The organism is Trichodesmium erythraeum IMS101 (assembly GCF_000014265.1).
Taxonomy (GTDB): Bacteria; Cyanobacteriota; Cyanobacteriia; order Cyanobacteriales; family Microcoleaceae; genus Trichodesmium; species Trichodesmium erythraeum.
The window spans coordinates 5,104,559-5,124,066 of sequence record NC_008312.1; the positions used below are offsets into that span (position 1 = coordinate 5,104,559).

At 39.3% G+C, this 19,508-nt stretch carries 16 protein-coding genes; 11 read left to right on the top strand and 5 right to left on the bottom strand.

The window, feature by feature from the left end; all coding sequences use genetic code 11:
• Positions 1–43 precede the first annotated feature (43 nt).
• The 10 genes from TERY_RS15930 to TERY_RS15975 all read left to right on the top strand — a co-directional run bounded on the left by TERY_RS15930 (position 44) and on the right by TERY_RS15975 (position 15,891).
• Positions 44–949: a hypothetical protein gene (locus TERY_RS15930; RefSeq protein ID WP_011612776.1), complete on the top strand. Its 906-nt coding sequence runs from the start codon at positions 44–46 to the stop codon at positions 947–949.
• Between the two features lie 49 nt (positions 950–998).
• A complete protein-coding gene (locus TERY_RS25525; RefSeq protein ID WP_011612777.1) occupies positions 999–4,313 on the top strand; it encodes a hypothetical protein in 3,315 nt (1,104 codons plus the stop codon).
• On the top strand, positions 4,313–5,437 hold the full coding sequence (locus tag TERY_RS15940; protein WP_011612778.1) for a hypothetical protein: 1,125 nt from the start codon (positions 4,313–4,315) through the stop codon (positions 5,435–5,437). The genes TERY_RS25525 and TERY_RS15940 overlap by 1 nt, the downstream gene beginning before the upstream one ends.
• Positions 5,367–6,650 carry a vWA domain-containing protein gene (locus TERY_RS15945; protein ID WP_155994456.1) on the top strand — a complete coding sequence of 428 codons (1,284 nt, stop codon included), beginning with the start codon at positions 5,367–5,369 and terminating at the stop codon, positions 6,648–6,650. The genes TERY_RS15940 and TERY_RS15945 overlap by 71 nt, the downstream gene beginning before the upstream one ends.
• 67 nt (positions 6,651–6,717) lie before the next feature.
• The gene (locus tag TERY_RS15950; RefSeq protein ID WP_011612780.1) at positions 6,718–8,151 is read left to right on the top strand and encodes a VWA domain-containing protein; all 1,434 of its coding nucleotides are present in this window, start codon (positions 6,718–6,720) and stop codon (positions 8,149–8,151) included.
• A 595-nt stretch (positions 8,152–8,746) separates the two neighbouring features.
• Positions 8,747–9,136, top strand: coding sequence for a hypothetical protein (locus tag TERY_RS15955; RefSeq protein ID WP_011612781.1), 390 nt, complete (start codon positions 8,747–8,749; stop codon positions 9,134–9,136).
• Positions 9,137–9,313: 177 nt separating this feature from the next.
• Positions 9,314–10,639: a VWA domain-containing protein gene (locus TERY_RS15960; RefSeq protein WP_011612782.1), complete on the top strand. Its 1,326-nt coding sequence runs from the start codon at positions 9,314–9,316 to the stop codon at positions 10,637–10,639.
• Between the two features lie 132 nt (positions 10,640–10,771).
• Positions 10,772–11,491, top strand: coding sequence for an FHA domain-containing protein (locus TERY_RS15965; RefSeq protein ID WP_011612783.1), 720 nt, complete (start codon positions 10,772–10,774; stop codon positions 11,489–11,491).
• A 68-nt stretch (positions 11,492–11,559) separates the two neighbouring features.
• On the top strand, positions 11,560–13,461 hold the full coding sequence (locus TERY_RS15970; protein ID WP_011612784.1) for a protein phosphatase 2C domain-containing protein: 1,902 nt from the start codon (positions 11,560–11,562) through the stop codon (positions 13,459–13,461).
• A 312-nt stretch (positions 13,462–13,773) separates the two neighbouring features.
• On the top strand, positions 13,774–15,891 hold the full coding sequence (locus TERY_RS15975; protein ID WP_044136864.1) for a protein kinase domain-containing protein: 2,118 nt from the start codon (positions 13,774–13,776) through the stop codon (positions 15,889–15,891).
• A 337-nt stretch (positions 15,892–16,228) separates the two neighbouring features.
• On the opposite strand, the gene TERY_RS15980 is transcribed toward TERY_RS15975, so the two are convergent.
• The 3 genes from TERY_RS15980 to TERY_RS33300 all read right to left on the bottom strand — a co-directional run bounded on the left by TERY_RS15980 (position 16,229) and on the right by TERY_RS33300 (position 18,280).
• Positions 16,229–16,468: a PaO family protein gene (locus tag TERY_RS15980; RefSeq protein WP_011612786.1), complete on the bottom strand. Its 240-nt coding sequence runs from the start codon at positions 16,466–16,468 to the stop codon at positions 16,229–16,231.
• Between the two features lie 45 nt (positions 16,469–16,513).
• A complete protein-coding gene (locus TERY_RS15985; RefSeq protein ID WP_011612787.1) occupies positions 16,514–16,954 on the bottom strand; it encodes a hypothetical protein in 441 nt (146 codons plus the stop codon).
• Between the two features lie 1,146 nt (positions 16,955–18,100).
• Entirely contained in the window at positions 18,101–18,280 is a 180-nt protein-coding gene (locus tag TERY_RS33300; protein WP_155994457.1) for a hypothetical protein, read from the bottom strand.
• A gap of 92 nt (positions 18,281–18,372) precedes the next feature.
• On the opposite strand from TERY_RS33300, the gene TERY_RS37185 reads away from it, so the two are divergent.
• The gene (locus TERY_RS37185; protein WP_370495638.1) at positions 18,373–18,531 is read left to right on the top strand and encodes a hypothetical protein; all 159 of its coding nucleotides are present in this window, start codon (positions 18,373–18,375) and stop codon (positions 18,529–18,531) included.
• Between the two features lie 38 nt (positions 18,532–18,569).
• On the opposite strand, the gene TERY_RS37190 is transcribed toward TERY_RS37185, so the two are convergent.
• Positions 18,570–18,806, bottom strand: coding sequence for a hypothetical protein (locus TERY_RS37190; RefSeq protein ID WP_011612788.1), 237 nt, complete (start codon positions 18,804–18,806; stop codon positions 18,570–18,572).
• Between the two features lie 231 nt (positions 18,807–19,037).
• Complete coding sequence (locus tag TERY_RS15995) at positions 19,038–19,265, bottom strand: transposase (RefSeq protein WP_011612789.1); 228 nt, start codon at positions 19,263–19,265, stop codon at positions 19,038–19,040.
• Positions 19,266–19,508: the final 243 nt, after the last annotated feature.

A 19,508-nucleotide genomic window follows, 5' to 3' on the forward strand; every position in this document is an offset into this window, starting at 1 on the left:
CCTAGGGTTGTCTTACAGTCTATAACAATACTTAAAGAAAGAAATGGTATTATTTGGCAAACAAAAAAAACTAAACTCGGATTCTTTATCAAAAGCTTTCGGGGATGATTCGCTTTTACGTATTATTGGCGGTCGCAACTCTGGCAAAACTGCTTATCTGGCCTCTTTGGCCTACTGGCCTAATGCTAATCCAGAAAGTCCAGTCAAAAGCATTACGCCTATTGGTGAGGAAGCAGAAGAACTTATAGACAAAGCACGAGATATCTTGGAACAGGGATTAGAACTTGAGCCAACTGACCTAAAGGCTGATATTAATGAAGTGAAAGATTATAGTTTTAGTATCAATTTAAAAGACCGCTTTTCTTGGTTGGAGGGTTCAAAGAAGTCAGTTCAACTCAATATCAGTTGCAAGGACTATTCAGGAGAACTTTTCTCCGACCTCATTTATAAAAAAGGAGACCCAAAGTTAGAAGGTTATCTGGAAGATTGCTGCTTGGCCAGAGGATTACTAATGCTGGTTGATGGCACAAGTCATCGTAAGGATAAGGAGTTTGCTATGGGAATGGAGAAGTTGTTGATGGAAATAGATCGCTCAGAAATGGAGATGCAGCATCGGCGCATCGCGTTGGTATTGAGTAAATGTGAACAGTTAGAACTGTGGGTTAATCGACATCGACCAAGAAAAGTGGCAGCAAGATTTCCCAAATTGTCTGCTCAACTAGAAGCTTGGTCTTATTCTGGTGGGGGTACGGTAGAATATTTTACTACTTCGGCCTTTGGAATTTTAGGACGACAGTACCCAGAACCCAACTCAATGCGGTTGAGAAGATCGCGAGATGGAACTGGTTCGGTGATTAAAAAGCCGAAACTTTGGCGCCCTTTTGGTTTGGTGTCACCCATTTATTGGCTTTGTACTGGAAAACGCCACTCGGAACTTGATCGAGACTAGGTTGAGCTTGCTTCTTTTGTTATTTACTTAGGCTAATTTTTTTATAGTTATGAGTATGGAGAATAAAATATATATTCACGAATTTAGTACTGGCATTGAGGTAAAAGGTACGGCAACAGCATGGGAATCAGGGGGTTTTACCGGAGAGTATATGAACCGGACTCTTGACAAAATTCCGCAGGCAGTATTAGATTCAATCGCTAACAGAGAGTTTGCTTTAGCGGAAGGGGTGGTGAGAGCAGAGCCGGCGATCGTGGGGCGGGTAGTAAGACGTGGTAAGGAAAGCTGGTCGGTAGTAGCAGTCGTAACAAGGGGTCGAGACGATTTCGGACGGGGAGTATCCCTATACCGTTATTTTCTGTGTCAGGGAGATACAGGCATTGAAACTATTTTGCGCTGGATGAATAAACCGCTTTCGTGGGTGTTTAATCCGTTTGATAAGAGGGCGATCGGGGAACCTCATCAAGCAGATCATAGTTATATGGAGGTTAACTTAATTAAATTTAAGGAGATGTTAGACCAGTCACCACCAATTATTTTTCTTGCTGCAGAGAGTTGTACACCGTTGCTATTAAATGAAATAACGCGAAAACTACGGAGACCCAATGGCGATCGCTCATGGGCTTATAAAGTGGCTATGTTGGAACGACCAGAGTATTTTCAGGTCATTTATCCCGCTGATGCTAAAGCAGAGATGGTCATCAGGGAAGTTTTAGACCGCCGTCAAAGTTCCTCAGTGCTGATATCGGGAGAATCTGGAATTAAAACAGCAATTAAAGCGGTGATGAATGGTCGGGTGAAGCGGGGACATATTGAGAGTTTAGAAAATGCTCTGGGAAACCAAGGGCTTGATAAGAATTATTGGAAATCTGTTTTAGATAAAGAGGGCGCTTCTCAAGCTGTTACAGAAAATATTTATGGCGATCGCTATGTGCGACTGTTGACGTTAAAAGCAATGTTAGTTCCACAATTTTTGCCTGAATTTCTAGCTTGGCTTGCTCATTCACAGGAAGGGGAAATACATTATGGTACTTCGTTAAAGTTACAGCAATCAATGTTACAAGAAGCCCCGAAATTTACTGAACATTTTCCCCGACTTTCTGAATATCTCAAATGGGGAATTTGCTATACAATTGATGACTTGGTTGATGAGCCGAAAATTATTAAACAATCTCAATTCTTATTAACTAAGCCAGGGTTTTGGGGTCAGCTTTACAAAGAATCTCTTTCTAAGGAGTTGGAGAATGTTCTCGATCTTATGGGTGAAAAGAGACATAATTTGGAGTCTCTGAATTCTCTATATCCCCAATGGAGTAGTTTATTGGGTAAAATTAATAAGTTTTGGTATCCGCAAGAACGACCCGATAATAAATATAAGAGTTTGGCAGAGTTGTTTGAGAAATTAGAAACCGCAAAATTGGCTGCTATTTTCTATCAAATAGCAGAGGGTAGCGTTCCGAAAAATTTGTTTGACAGTATTTTACCCTCAGATAAAAAATCAGAATCAACAAGACTTTTTAACAAGAAGATTGATCGCAAGAAAAGTGTAGGCGATCATATTAGTTCTGTTTTCAATGACGTTCAAACAACTTTTCTTTTAAGTCGGCGGACAGCAATTCAGAAATTGATGAACAATTCCGTAAAGTGGGAATACCTCACAACTTTGGATAATGCTTTGGACAACTCTACAGAAAACCAACTAAACGATAATGAATCATGGGAGTCATTTTTCGACAAGCAAGGAGCGAAAGGAGCATTGGATAAGAATTCTTACTCTAAGCGCATCATAAAACTGTTGACATTAAAGGCCATCTTGATTCCACATTTTTTACCTCTTTTTCTGGAATGGCTTAGGAAATCAGAAGAATCGGAAAAACACTATAGTGTCTCTCAAAATCTACAGGAAGAGATATTAGGGAAAGTCCCAGAATTGACTCAAAATTGTCCAAAACTTTCTGAACAACTCAAATGGGGTATTTGTATCGTTATTCATAGCTTGGTTAATTACCCACACATTCTTAAAGAGTCCAAGTTGTTGTTAACTAAACCAGGGTTGTGGTCGGAGGTTTACCAAGAATCTCTTTCTGGGGAGTTAGAGAATGACATAAATCTGATAAGTGCTTATATTTCTGGGAGAAGAGATTTGCCGTTTCAGGCAGTTCAATACCCTGAATGGGAGGAGCTGTTGAGGGATATTATGAAGTTTTCGCCACGGGGACAACAAGCAGATTCTCGATATTGGACATTGGGGAATTTGTTTGAAGCAGTGGAAACACCAAAACTGGCTCAAGTTTTCTATGGAATAGGGGGGAATGAGGCTCCGACATCAATAATGCCTTCAAAAAAGGCTCAGAAATCAAAGGGTATTGTAAAAATTTGCTGGGATTTTTTGTTTGAAAAGATAGACATGGGAGATAGAATGCGTAGAATTTTTATTTTGTTGGTTTTCTTCGCCTCAGTATCCTTCGCTGGATATAGTGGATGGTTTCTGCGAGGTATTCTACAGCCTAACGGTTCAGCGTCAAAAAGGAATGAAAATTATCAAGCAATTAATGCTTTAATAGATGATTTGACTAAAGAAACAAAAAATATATTTGATCAGAGCAAGAAGAATAATCAAGATGATAAGTTACCTAAAAAAATTATTGCTAGCATTAAGCAGAAGAAATTAAATAAGCCAGAAGAAATTTTACCGTTTTGTATTGGAGACATACTAGAAATTAAAGATTTTCAGTACAGTGATATAAAGGCAGATAATCAAAAATCACTAAAATTTAGTGAAGCTATTTCTAAATATCAGGATCAAAAAGGAATAAAAAATGCTGCTCCTGGGATAATTAAAAGAGATAAAAATACATATAAACAGTTAAAAATAGATATTGAAAATGAATGCTTGTCTCCTAGGCTTTCTGAGATAAATCAAGATAAATACGATAAAACTAATGCAGCAATTGAGGCAATAGCAAAAGGATTGGAAATAAAGATAAAAGATTTAGTTTCAAATAAAAGTTTACCTACTGATATCCCAGCAATATTTTATAAAGATTACTATCAAGAGCAAAACCCAAACCCACAAAACATCAACTCACAAGGAATTGTACAGCACTGTGTAAAAAAAGAACTGGGACTGGGGTCTGACTTCCAGTACAGCTATATTAGGCAATATAATAAAGAATGGGAGAAATTTAGTGAAACAATCAAGAAATATCAGAGAGAAAAAGGTACAATGACAGCTCCTGATGGAGTAATTAATCAGGAGAAAGATACACAAAAAACATTAAAAGAAAATATTCAGAAAAAATGCTTAAAATCTACAACAGTTGAATCCCTTAACCTGAAAAACCCAAAACCACCTAGTACATAATGAAACTTTACTTCTATATTCTTTCCGGCATAACTTCCGCCCTTCTTGGATGGAACATAGGACAACTGTTCCTCAGTGACTTTGGCTTGTTTAACCTTTTGGCTGAAGTTGGCATTTTTCCGGAAATAATCTTGTTTCCCTGCATTGCTATCTCCCTGGCGATGGGCAGTATTGCTAACGAAATCTTCCTTAGTAACCCCACTCGTCCCAAAATCAGCTTGCGGACGCTACCCGCTCCCTTGTTCATCGCTTTCATTATAGGAATTATCTTTGGTTTAGTAGCGGGTGGCATTTACCAAATTTTCTTAGCTCCCGAAATAGCTGTTCCCCCTTTTATTGTTCGCATCTGTGGTTGGTTAATAGTGGGAGCTTCCGTAGGCTCTGCCGAAGGGTTGAGTTGGCGGTGGCGTAGTATTCAAGCTGGCAACCCTAAATACTTCCGAAAACGACTTTTTCTCAGTATGATCACAGCTAGTATTGCCAGTCTCATAGCTGCTATCGCCTTTGAATTATTGCGCCAAATTCAGGGATCTATGCCAGCATCTTTCAAATCTTATGAAGATCCTTTCGGTTTTGCTATTTTGGGATTATGTTTGGGCATTGCTTTTAGTATTACCAACTTTACCCCCAGTTATCTGCCAGCATTGAGAGCAGGAAGTGGATTCGAGTATTCAGGAGAAGAATATGATGACATCGATCCCCGTCGGACAGTCCTCAGTCGAGACTATCCCAGGATAAATAGCTCCCTCCTGAAGTTTATCAGTTACCGTTCTCAATACAAATACGATAATGACTACAAAATTGAGGAAGGTTTATCTATGGAACTTCCCGACCAGGGAATTATTCGCATTGGTTCAGCCAACAAAGCTCAGATTTGCCTTCCCCACCTCCCTCTGCACGCTGCAGATATTAGACTAAAAAGAAAAAACGCGATTTTATTTCCCAACCCAAGGTTTTTTGATACCGTTGCCATTAACGGGACGCGACTCAGTTCTAGTCGTAATATTGATCTCAAACATAACTATGTCCTTACTTTCTACACTAATGCTCAAGATGATAATATTGAAGTTCCCGAATGCTACCGTATGGTCTTCTATAACCGCTTTTTCGATCCGATGGCTTAGTAGTTTAGCTATAGCTATACTAGGTTTCAACAGTTCAGCTTTCGGACAGACTGCCGAAATTGTTGGTCGTCCCATGGTCAAGGATGATGAAATTACTCTCCGCATTAAAGTTACTGAAGATGGAGAGCGCCCGGCAATGTTTCTTGAAGAACAAGATTTTCAGGCAATTGTCGATAACGACCTGGTAGATATTATATCATGGAAAAATCCTGAAGAAAGCGTTCCTCCTCCAGCATGGATTATAGTTTTGCTCGACTTTAGCGGGAGTATGAAGGAAAAAGATAGTAGTGGAACTACAAAACTTGAGGGAGCGATCAAGGCTACCCGAGAATTTCTGGAAACAACGAGTGCGCGTGGTAGCAATACCAGGGTAGCAATTTTTCCTTTTGGGGAAGGTGGAGGAAGATGTAATAGTTATAAGGTGAGGAGGGAGAATATCAAATCTAGATTTTTTCCTGCGGACGATTTCAAACACAAAAACTTACTAGATAATCTGGCCAAGAAAACTCCTTGCGCATCCACTAATATTTATGACCCTCTCAAAGAAGCTATCCGCTTGCTCAGCGACCAAGAAGATACGGACTTTTATGTTCCTGAAGATTCCATAGAACCAGAACCACGACTATCAGTGATTTTGCTGTCTGATGGGTACCATAACAAAAAATACGAAAACCGGGATTTTAGGAGATTAATTGCTTTACTTGAGCGTCATGATCATATTGTGGTTCACACTTTGGGATACGGTTTAACACAAGAACAGCTTGGAAAAAAGTATAATCTGGGACGACCAGCAACCCGCGCTGATGTAAATCAAAAATATGTTCCAGCAGAGGAATTTGTTGACCAGATGCGTTTGCAGGAAATAGCAGAAGTAACAGGAGGAATCTCAGAATTCTCTGGTGATGCTGATGATATTGCCGAGGCGTTGCAGTTATTTCTCAATTCTCTGTTAGGAGAATACGAGATTATTTATCGGGAACCCAACCCGGTACGCGCCTCTAAACATGAGGTTTTTGTGACAGCTACAGTTAATGGACAGGATGTAGATACTACACAGAAATCTTATACTATTAATGCTTTTGGGCGATCGCTACCAGCAAAAACCAGATTAAAAATGACGGGTTTAGTGTTGTTGCTATTGGGGTTAGGAGGAGTTATACCTTTCTGGAATTGGAGTCAGAGACTCAAGCAAGAAACTGAAGAAGATTTTTAATGACAAAATGAGCAACTTTTTGAATTTGCTATAATTACATAGCTATCTCTCAGGAGAAAAAACTACAATGAACTGGCAAAACTTGACTCAAAAACTCCCTAAACCAATTATCTTCGGAATATTCGGCGGTGCTGGATGTCTTATAGCTGCGGCAATATTTGGTGAAATGTGGCTGTCTCTGACCAGGCGACCTCCCCAACCTCAAACTGTCGTTCTCCTCATCGACACTTCTTCTAGCATGTGGGGTGGTAAACTTCCAGAAGTCCAAGCAGCAGCTACCGGATTCGTTGAACGACAAAATTTAACTGTTAATAACTTAGCCATTGTAGAATTTTCCAGCAACTCGCAAGTTCTGACCAATTTTGATGCTGATAAAACTGAACTCAAACAAGCGATCGCTAATCTCACCCCATCTGGAGGTACAAACCTTTCTCAAGGCCTCAAAACAGTCGCTTCTCTTCTGCGAAACAGCAACACTCCCAATATTCTCCTATTTACAGATGGTCAACCCAACGACCCTAGGGCCTCAAAATCAATAGCTAGAGAAATCCGAGAGGCAGGAATTAATTTAGTCACAGTGGGAACCGGAGATGCAAACAGTAACTATCTCACTTCCTTGACAGAAAATCCAGACCTAGTCTTTTTTGCTAACTCTGGAGAAATAGACCAAGCTTTCCGAGCTGCTGAAAAAGCCATCTCACAACTATCTGACACAAGTGGTAATTACGGCTTAGTCTTCGGTATTTTCCGCATAGGGGCATGGACCGGTTTTCTGGCTCTCGGAATTGGACTGGCCTTAATCCTTGGACAAAACTATAACCTCCGCCGTCGGTTGTTGTCGAAGCAAGAAGTTGCTCTTGGAGGTGGGGGTGGTTTTCTCGCTGGAGTAGTAGGTGGAGCGATCGGTCAATTGGCGCTTCTGTCAAGTACTAATCTCCCGACTTTAGCGATCGTAGCTCGAATGACCGGCTGGACTTTTCTCGGAACCCTTGTTGGTGGTGGAACGTCTTTATTTGTTCCTAACCTACCTCGTGAAAAAGCCTTGATCGCCGGAGGGTTAGGAGGTGTGTTAGGAGCGACTTGCTTTCTCTTGCTCAATGCATTGGTAGGTGTGCTTCCAGCTCGTTTGGTAGGAGCAGGAATTTTAGGATTTTGCATTGGGTTGGCTATCGCTTTTAGTGAACAACTAGACCGGGAGGTAGTATTGTTGGTTCGCTGGAACAACTCAGAATTTACAACTATTTCCTTGGGAAAGGAACCCATTGAACTTGGTAGCTCCCGGAATGCTCATATTTATCTATCAAGAGATGCTGGTTTTCCCGCTAAGTTTGCTAAGATATTTATTGAAGAAGAAAAAATTATTTTAGAATTTGACCCGTCAATTAGAGAGCGCCCGAAGTTTCAAAATATGAAAGTTTTGAAACAGGAACTTTCATATGGCTCAAGTCGTAAATTCGGAGATGTTTTATTAGAAATTCCACAAAAAAACATACTAAAATAATTCTTAAGTCTGGAGTCAGCAGGAGAACTAATATTATCGTTTATACTAGTAATTTGATTTTTATCTATGGAATTAATTGGATTAAATCATCATGTCAATAATTATATCAAGCCTGGTTAAATAGTTATTATTCAAGCTTGTAAAACAAAAACTTTTTTTTACTTATTATCTGGACATCATGTCATACCATTTTAATAAAGTTATGCCATCAGCATAAATTATTGAGTAACCTTTTCTCAGTCATGGTTAGGCGGATTAAACTCTTCCATATTTTTAAAGAAATTGGTCAGGACTTACCCATAACTTAACTATACATAGCAAGGGTTAACGACCGTTAACCTCTACAAATAGTGTATAATTTGTGTGCGTAAGTCCTCTTAGTCTTAGTTAAGAAGCCAAGAGATAAGAGGCACTTATGTAGAAGGTGACTATCAGGAGTCTCCTGAATGGGAGCCACTGAACTATTTTCAGGGCAGGGAATTGAAGCCCAAATGCCCTAAGTTCACCAAAAGACTTGTCTTCGGCGTCGGGATAGATCTATCCTACCTCCTGCCTTTCTTTGTTCAAAAGAATTTAGTATGGGAAACAAAAATTTATGGTAAAATACACCCTAACAATTGCGAACAATAGTCAACCTAACTTAAATCCTGTATCCTACAGTTTAGAATTGGGTTATGAGTCTGAAAATAATCCAGAACAGTTGTTTGATAGAGAATTTCGCGAACAACTCCGCTCAACTCTCCAACAAAAAACATCCTGTTCGATCAATGATTACCATTTAGAAACTATTGTGACAATTTGGATGGAGGATATCTGTAGGGGTTATCGCTCAACCAGTCTCAGTTTCAATCTCCTCCCAATAGAATTTGATAATATTCATCGACTTCAAGATCCAGGAGATTTCTCAATTCCTGATCTATTTCCTCCCGACCTAAGCACAATTTGCCCCCAAAACGGAGTTTTTCCTCCATTAATCTTTAATTAAATCTATGATAGATAGCAGTTCTTGAATTTATAAGGTACAGTTTTAGAACCATCCCCGCTATCCTTAAAAATGGAATATCTTTCAAAGTTTCCCTGAAAAAGGGAGATTCAGGAGGATCGTCAGTGTACTTGAGAACTGTGGGAATTGCTAGAATAAAAACCTATTACTTAAAAATTTATGCTTGACGTAACCATTACCCCCCATCGAGAATTTCTAGCGGCTGATACCCCTGGACAAAAGCTGTTTGTCATGTTAAAATTACGTCCAAACGCAATTGTTTCAGCAAGTCGTCCTTCAACAACCTTCACCTTTGTTATTGATACCAGTGGTTCAATGTATGATGATAGTGAAGTGGGGAGGCCGAAAATTGATATTGTTGTTGAAGCTCTCGAACGCTTAGTTACTGATATACAAGCAGATCCTCGCGATCGAATTGCCCTAGTACAATTTGATGATTCAGCATCAGTTTTGTTGCCCTTGACTGCTGCCACAGATACTGTTACTCTCCAAAATGCCATCTCCAAATTACGAAGTTTTAGTGGTGGAACAAGGATGGCTTTGGGAATAGAAAAATCCCTGAATTTATTGAAAGACTCTGTTCTCAGTAGTCGTCGCACTCTCATTTTTACTGATGGACAGACAATAGATGAAATTGACTGTCGAGAACTAGCGGTACAATTTGCCCAAGCTGGAATTCCTATTACTGCTCTCGGTGTTGGTGACTACAATGAAGACTTGTTAGTCTATTTGAGTGATCACACTGGGGGTCGCGTTTTTAATGTTGTGGAACAAGCCAGTAATACTGGAACCACAGATATAGCAATTTCTGAGCTGCCACAGACAATTTTTCAAGAAGTACAACAGGCTCAAGCTGAGGTCATTAATAACCTCAAGCTTAGTGTTCGTACTGTCAAAGGGGTTAATTTACAAAGACTTAGCCGTGTTTATCCAGACCGCGCTGATATTCCTGTTACTCAAGAACCTTATCTCATCGGCAGCGCTCTCGCTAATGACGATACTATTTTTATTCTTGATTTTGATATTGATAGCAGAGCTCAATCACGGGTTCGTATTGCTCAATTAGGTTTAACTTACGACATTCCCGGTCAGCAGCGACGAGGAGAACTACCCCCTCAAAATCTTGTTATTCAGTTGGTTGCCGGAAAAGGTGGAATTGCCCAAACAAATCCGGAAGTCATGGGATATGTACAACAGTGTAACATTGGTCAATTAGTCGATCATGCAGCAGCAGTAGCTGATAGCAACCCTGATGAAGCAGCAAAACTTTTGGAAACAGCAAAACGAGTAACTGTCAAAATTGGAAATGAAGCCATGTTAAAAACTCTCAATCTTGGTATTGAAGAAGTACGCAAAACCCGTAAACTGTCTTCAGGAACCCGCAAGACTGTAAAAATGGGTGCTAAGGGTAAAACTGTAAAAATGAGCGATAGTCCTAATGATCAACTTTCAGAAGAACAAATCCGTAATATGACAGGAACCTAGTCTGAAACCTAACTTTACGCCAGATACCTGACACTTATAATGGAAAAACTCAGTTAAAAGAAAAAAGAGTGAATGTTGTTAATTTTTCAACCTAAAACCTAAAACCTAACACCTAACACCTAAAAAATAGCTATGTATATTACCTGTGAAACTTGTGGCTACGATAATAATCCCACGGATGCCGAATACTGCGAGGCATGTGGTGCAGAGTTGAAAAGTACTAGTCCCGCTATCATTGAACAAAATCAACCAATTACAACTCCTAAAGTTATTCCTATGACACCTTCAGGACCAGAGTTAGCTGTTACTACTTGTCAAGCTTGTGGCTATGATAATAATCCTATTGATGCTGAATATTGTGGCGCATGTGGTGCAGAGCTAAAAAGCATCGCTGCCACTACCATTCAAACAAATCCAACAATTACGACTCCTAAATTCATTCCCATCACACCTTCAGGGCCAGGATTAGAATCTACTTCTGCCATTCCCACACCTTCTTTATCGACAACAATATCCCCTGCACGTTTAGTTGCTAAACAACCCAATGTCCCTCAATCTGAATTTCCTCTAAACAATGTTGCAGTGGTAGGGGTGTTCGATCCTGATAGTGGTCCAGTGGATATCGATCTTGAAAGTTTTCTGGGTGGGGAAACAGTGTCACGTCAGCACGCCGAAATTTACCCAGAATATGGGCATTGGATGGTAAAAGACCTAGGATCACTTAACGGTATTTTTATCAAACCTAGTGGTCAAACTCGCTTTGGGGCAAGAATTACCACTCCTATGAATTTGAATCCTGGGGACGAAATTGCCTTTGGAAAAGTTCAATTTGTATTTCGACTAGGAAGTTAGCAAAAACTATAGCTAATTTGAGGACTTCACCACTTTGTTAACATCTTACATCATCATTAAGTAAGCTCGTGATTTCAGAAAATACTTCGTTACAAATTGAACAGTTATCAATAACTGTACTCGAAAATATAGGTCAACGTAATAATCAAATTCGCTATTTTAAAGTACGCTTTGACAGTGAAGATAGCGAAATGAATCAAATAGGAATGTTGCGTGTAGGTTCGGCAACAGGTTTACTTCAGCAGGAGTTACAACTGCGGGAAATTTTAGGTGAGTATGCCTTAGTCGCTCCCCTCATCGCCAAAACTACTGTTTCCGACATTGCACAAATTATAACAGTATCGTCACCTGCAAAAGATACTGTTGTCCAAACCCCTATAGACGAAACTTTGACATCAAGTTGTGATAATGGAACAAGTCAGAAAACTTTACTTCAGACCAATGAAGAACAAATTGAGACGCCATCAGAGGTCGAAACCGAAATAGAAGCGGAAACTATGGAAACTGTTGTAGAAAAAACAATAGATTCTGAAGTTCTAGCCGATGAAAAATCCTTTGATGAAGATACCCTTGATGCGGTAGACTTAGACTCTTTAAAATCTTCTGATGAGCCTAATAATGGTGACTATCTTGAAGATGAGTATTATCCAGAAATACCTCTTCCCGGTAATGAAGGGGAACAGTTGTTGCTGTTAACAGAGTTTCCTGATAGCCAACTCACCCTCAGTAACTGGTTAAAAAATTCTCCTAGTCCACTAGAAGCCTTAAAATTGAGCACACAAATTTGTCAGTTTTTCTGGTATCTCCATCAAAAAAAATGGTGCCTAATTGACCTTGACCCAGATTTGATAGCAGTCGGTAAACCTATTTGCTGTTTTGACCTCACTTGTGCTTATCCTGAAGCTAGGCCGCTCACCAGTGGATTAATAGGAACTTATTGCGCTCCTGAATTAGCCTTTGTTCCAACACCTGAGGAGAAAAGTAGCACTTACACTATTGGTGCTTTACTTTATCATATGTTGCATGGAGACCCACCTACCAAGGAACTGAAGTATAAAGAATGTTCAGTACCCCTCTTTGCTCAACTACTAGCGTTATCTTTGTCTCCCCTTATTGATGAACGTTTTTCTCTGGTACAGTTACGGAGTTTGCTCATTGAGGCTTATAATACTCTAGATACTGTTCGTGTGAGTTGGGAAATAGCTAGTAAATCAACGGTGGGACTATCTCCACAACGACTGCACAATGAAGACAGTTACGGAATCACTCAAAGTGATTCTGATGGTTCTGAAATCGTTGTTTTAGCAGCTTTAGCAGACGGAATGGGAGGAATGGCCCAAGGAGAAGTGGCTAGTCGTTTAGCAGTGAAGACTATTCTTAATGGATTAAGTGGAGAAGTTGAAAATACCCGAAATAATAGAGAGCGTTGGCTGATTTATCTTATAGAACAGGCTAATGCTGAAGTTTCAAAGGTAGCTCCAAATGGGGGAACAACATTAAGTTTAGTGTTATTAGAGTCGACAAAAATGTCCCTCGCACATGTAGGTGATAGTCGTATTTATTTGATTCGCGATCGAGAAATTCGTCAGTTGAGCGAAGATCATTCTTTAGTTGCTCTCCTTGTCGCTAGCGGCCAAATTTCTGCAGCAGAAAGTCGGCAGCATCCAGAGCGCAATGTTCTAACTAAGTCTTTGGGGGCGAAAAAGCGCCTTTCCCAGGGTTATGTACAAACTGTTACTGATATAGAGTTGCAAGATGGTGATGTTATTTTGTTATGCTCTGATGGTGTTTGGGATCTGGTAAGTGACCAAGAACTGACAGAACTTTTCATGCCAATGAGCTCAACAACAGTGTTGCAGACTGCTGTCAACCAAGGGATAAAGCTGGTTTTAAAACGTGGCGCACCAGATAATGCCACTCTATTAGCGTTACGCTGTCAGATAACTCCTACTCAAGTTTATTTCCCTTAATTCCCGACTTCTCATACTAATTTAGGGTTTGCTAAATAACTCTTATGAGTGAGAATAGGTAGGGGGTTCCGTCGGATATGTATAAGAATTAGGAGGCACGCAGCCACGGAGCAGTGGGAATTTACAGGGGATGTAGTCAGAAATATTGTCCCTCAATTTTTCTACTCTTGTCTGGTTGAAAAAAAGAATGTTATATCAAATCTGTATTGTTAGCAGAGATGATATCAAATTTTACTTTTAACTTCCTAAGATGATATAAAATCTTACTTTTGACTTTTGACTTTTTACTTTTTACTTCCTAAGTGATGATCGATGAACAATATTTGTCCGTCCTGCTTACATGAAAATGCCCCTGGTGTTAACTACTGCATCGTCTGTGGAACAGATTTGACCTCCACAGCAACAACTTCCCCATCTTCTGTATCGGGGCTTCATCTCCCTATGGGAACATTACTCAAACAAGGATGGTATAAAATAGAGAAAGTTCTCGGTCAAGGAGGATTTGGAATTACTTACAAAGCTATTTACTGCCTTAATTCTACTTTAGTTGCTATCAAAGAGTTGTGGCCAGAAAGTGGATACAGACATGATAAGTCCGTTGTCTGGCCGCCCTCAATTGCTCCCATAGACCAGAAAGAACAAGTTGAAAAGTTTAAATTAGAAGCAGCTTATCTACAACGTTGTAACTCTCCTAATATTGCCAAAGTTTACGATTGTTTTGAGGAAAATTCCAGTATTTATATGGTAATGGAATTTATTGATGGAGTTTCTCTCTCAAGCCTTATGGTCAACCAAAAATGTTTACATGAGAACAAAGTTATTGAATATGCAAAACAGATCGCTAATGCTTTAGTAGTCGTTCATGAAAACAATTTATTGCATCGGGATATCAAACCTGAGAATATAATGATCGATAGTAGCGATCGCGCAGTTTTAATCGACTTTGGCACAGCCCGGGAGTTCATCGCTGGAAAAACTGGAGACCTGACACAACTACTCACCCCTGGATACGCTCCTTTTGAGCAATATTCAAAAAATAGCAAACGTTATGCAGCTTCGGACATTTACGCTCTGTGCGCTTCCATGTATGAATTATTGACTGGAGAGTTACCTAGTGGAGCAGTTGAAAGGGCTACTGCCTTTTCTGGAGGTGCACCAGACCCTCTGCTCCCACCGCGACAAATTAACTCTCTCATTAGTCCTCATCTGGAAAAAGTGATTTTAATGGGAATGCGCTTTCGTGTTGAAGAACGCATCCAAACTGCTGAGGAATTAATTAATGCTTTTGATGGAAAACTTGTTTCTCCTCTGCATCAAAAGGCTAAAGATTATGTCAGCAAAGGTGATTTGAATAATGCTGTCAGTACCTACGAAACTTGTCTAGAGCGAGAACCGGATAATGGAGAAGCTACCGTCGAATTGGCTTTAGTTTTAGTATATATGGATGAAGACCGCGCTGTAACTGTAGCCCAAAAAGGTATGCAGCTTAAACCCCAGGATGGGCGTAGTTATGGTGTGTGTGGTTTAGTTGGTTGTCATCGTCGCCAATGGAATCATGCTGCGCAACAGTTAGAACAAGGTATTCGCCTCAGTCCGAAGGAAGCCTGGATACATGCTAATCTGGCTTGGGCTTTGGGACAACAGGGAAATTGGGAATCCGCAGAGAGGACGATTCAACAAGGGTTACAGTTGGACCCAAATTCGACCTTCGCTTTAGGTTTAAAAGCTTGGATATCGTTCCACAAAAAACAATGGAGATTTGTGATTCAAGCTGGAACCCAAGCGATTTTTAAGTCTCAGCAGGAAGGGTCTCGGATAGCAATGGCGTTGCAAGCCTGGGTGTATCCATTCACGATCGCTGCATTAGATAAAGTGACTACTAAAAAAGGCGGTGATGTTAAGCGACGGCTCAGAAATTTTGTGGTTCAAGTGCCGAATAATTCTATTGCTTTGGGATTTCAAGCTTGGTATGAGTATCGCGATCGTAACCTCAATGCCTGTCGCCAAAGTTTGGAGTTGGCCTGTAAGTGTGGGGATATACCTAATTGGGTAGCACGGGATCGGGGTTTGATAGACGAACACCTCAATGATTTGCCTAGTGCTTTGGAGTGGTACAAGCACCGCCACCAGGAAATACCTCAAGATGCTTGGATTTGTTATCGTTTGGGGACAGTGTTAGCAAGACTCAACCAGTGGCAGGATGCAAAAGGGTATCTAGAACAGGCAGTTAAACAAGACCCAAATTTGGCGCCAGCTTATCGTAACTTAGGTTGGGTGTTATCGAATTTGCTGACTGTAGATGGTAAGATTCAATCAGTACAGGATTTAATGGCTGCTTATCGTCAGGCGTTAGCATTGTATGAAGTGCAAGATATGAATGAAGCGCAACAGATTAGAGCAATGTTTCAGGCGATCGATATTTTGTTATAGCTTTTAGAGTAACAAGTCTGCAAAGAGGGGTAACTACTGAAGTCAGATAATTATACACAGTCAAATAAATATTAATAATCCTTGAAAATACTGATTATCTCCTATTTTCAAATTATGATAAATTATCAAATAATTGTTATCATAAAATCAAGTCTCAAGGGCTATAATTTAGGGGTCGGTACTGATAACTAGAGCTTAGAGTAAATAATTGATAACTTAGTAACAAGTATGAAAAGAGGGCTAACGACTGAAGCTAGATCAGGATTTTTTTGTAATTCTGTAGTCTGACAAGCCTGTCTAATGGTTCCAGATCATATCATAGGAGTTTTCGTCTTACCTAATTACCTGAACCGTATCGAATTATAAAAGCGATTTTCCAACTTTTACTTGATTGTTTTTGTTTTAGTAAATGCCCCTGCTGATTTAGTAATACCATATCTCTATCAAGAAACAAATTGGGAATTTTAATGTAGTCCCACCAACGGGGTTTCAACCGATGAATTGTTTTAGCAAAGTTCCTAGGAAATTGAGAAACAATTCTAGATTTTCCAGGAGATACTAGCAAACAAGCAAACAATAAGTCACCAGTCCTAATTTTTTTACCTTCGTTAATTATTAATAATTAAAAATCGACTCTTTTATATTTATGATATCCTTCAGGACAGTCAACTGAGCTACCATTAACAACTGGAAAGTCTTTCGACAAAGCTACACTGTGATAAATGCTGGCTCGACAAATTAAACAATAAAATTTCTCTTGGCTTGACATAACTGCAAGTCCTACAAAAGTAGATAAAGTGGGTTCTTTTGGTTCTGCATATATAGGAGCAATTCTATCATTTTTACCATATTTAATTAAACCAAAATGATAGTATTTACCCTCGCCTTTGGGGTCATTAGATTTGTTGTACATTCTGCCGTTTTTTAAGTAATGGCTTTCTTGAGCAATACACTGTCTTGTCAATCCATCAATAACTTCCTGGCGACTGATTTCATTGTCTTTTGGCTCGAATATATAATCGAGAACATAAGGAATTAGCAAAGGTAGAAAGCATGTAAACAAAAAAAATAAGAATCATCTTCCTACTTTAGTTCTCAATAAAAAGTTAATGACAAACCTCTCAAATATAACTTTCCCTAACAAATTCCAAATAAATTCCCAGAAATTAAACCTATTACTCATATTCTTTTATCTCCTTGCATTTTATTATTTTTATAATCAGGACTTACGTAGCACAGCTATATATGGTGTATTTGGATGAATTTTTCAGATATTTGCAGTACAATTAGTACCTTTGCGTAAATCATGATAATACAAAAAATTACAGTTTAGTAAAAAAATCCATATAACAATCCCAAATAGGTTGTGACAATTCAAAAAGTAGAGATAAACTCCGAAACTTTTGCCCATTGGCTATTGCCTCTTGTCTATTCCCAAAAAGCGGTTAGACTTTGGACACAAACAAAATAGAATTATTATAACTACATTTAATCTTATCAACTTTTTTAACAGAAACTAACCATTTACAGCAGATTCCAAGTATGTAAAGTACAAAGATTAACAATTAAATGTTTGTAGTGCAGACATCTTAGCAGCTTGGGTGTACCTCACTAAGGTGGAATTCGCTGTAATTACTTTTAAAACACCTAATTGCCTCTAACAAACCTCTGACTTTATTAATTTTGTAGTAGAGGTGAAGGATAGCGATATCCCCATCGACTACCTCAGTGAAACCAAAGACATGTTTGATAGTGCTTTGGTTTCGTCCCTCAACCTAACCTACAGCAAATCATCTTGTAGGGTGCTTTACAGTACTTTTCAGATTGATGAACCACATTGTCATAACCAAAATCCTATAGGGTCAATGGCCATTCGCCCCTACTGTAGTCTACTAAAATAAAAAGCACTGTAATGAAATGTGACACACTAATACGCCTAAAATATAGCTTGGGTAGAATGAGTACGATTCGTTTGGCTTAACGGGCTCATAAGTAAGTTGGCCAGTCCCAAAGTAGGGACATTGCATGCAACGTCCCTACAAGGTTTTGGTTATGGCGATGTAATTTATCAATTTCAAAAGCGCTGCAATATAGTTTCATAACTAATTTCTACATCGTAAGCGCTGCTATCTACAGCGCGAACAATGACAGCATATTTCGGGCAAATGATGAAAATTATATAGTGCGGGTATCTTGCCCGTATGGGCGCTCATGATAGCAAAGGAAAACACTGTATATTTAGCTCCTGTGCATTGTCTAAGTAGCGTAGGAATATACCATCAATGACTTGGGTTATGTTGCTGGCTATTTGCAACAAGATTTCTCTAGAGACTCTGGTTTCGGTATCCGCTAATTGGTGGGGACGATCGCTCTTGGTTCCAACATTCAAGATCTGAGATTTCCCATTCTGTGCTAGCAAGTTTGGAACCGAGGAATTGGATAATATCAGGGAGATAGACTGCTAACTACAGGAAAAAAAGCTTGACTTATAGAACCCCTGAGTGGATCTTTTTTTGCCGTTCAGGCGATATAGCTACCGCCACCATCCTCTGCCAACGCCAATCTCTTAAGCATAAGTCTAACAAAACAAAGATTAATCTTGGTGGTGGCATTCTCAAGAGTTCCCATCAATTTTTTTGACTAAACTCTTACATCTTTCCATCCAAGAATTAGTTCTTTCAATGACCCATCTGATTAAACCCCTTTGTCCCTGCTTCTTCTTCAAGGGCTTTCGAGGGCTTAGGTGAGAGCTTAAACCGAATCTTGGTCATAATCGCTGGATAAATTTTTTTCAACTCAATCGTTAATTTTTCCGGGTGATATCCGTATGTCTGAAGAATAGTGATTTTAGGAATATTGACAGGTTTAGATTTGAAGTAATCAATATTGTCAGACAACATTTCAATTAATCCCACATCATCAGAGACTGATATTGCTTAAATGAGTAAAAAAAGGAAAACCGAGGCTATCTACTGCTAGATGCCGCTTGATTCCATTAGTACTCTGTAATAAAAATCCTTTCGACTCTGTACTTGCATTACAAGTATTTTTGATGATTAGTGAGTCAATGATGATTAAAGTTGTCCCGGAGCGCTTTTTTTTACCTTTTGACGCAGAAATCCCAATGTAAAACATCTCTAATCTTCTCAATTACCCCTTCCAATACGCCATTGTTTGTAGTGCCAAAACACCGTCGAATAAGGAGGTAAATCCTTGGGTAAACCACACCAGTTACAACCATTCTTAAGTTGGTAGAGAACACCATCCAATATTTCTCTTTTAGTCCATTTGGGGGGAAAAGTTCTTTTCTTTTTGGGTAACAGGGGTTCAATTATAACCCACTCCTCATCTGTCAAGCTACTAGAATATGGCATTTTCTATCCATTATAGTCTTTCAGAAAGATCCAAAATGGCTTCTATAGTATAAAAGTTTTTGTCACTCATTGAGTTTACTCCTAAAACTAATTTTTACTATATTAAGAAATTTATTTTGATTAAGGTTGACATATTTTAACGGCTCCAAAGCTTAAGTTCTTAAACCAGCTATTGTCAGTCCCTATTGTTAATTTCTTCATAGTTATTCACAATAATCACCTAAACAAAATCAGGACTTACGC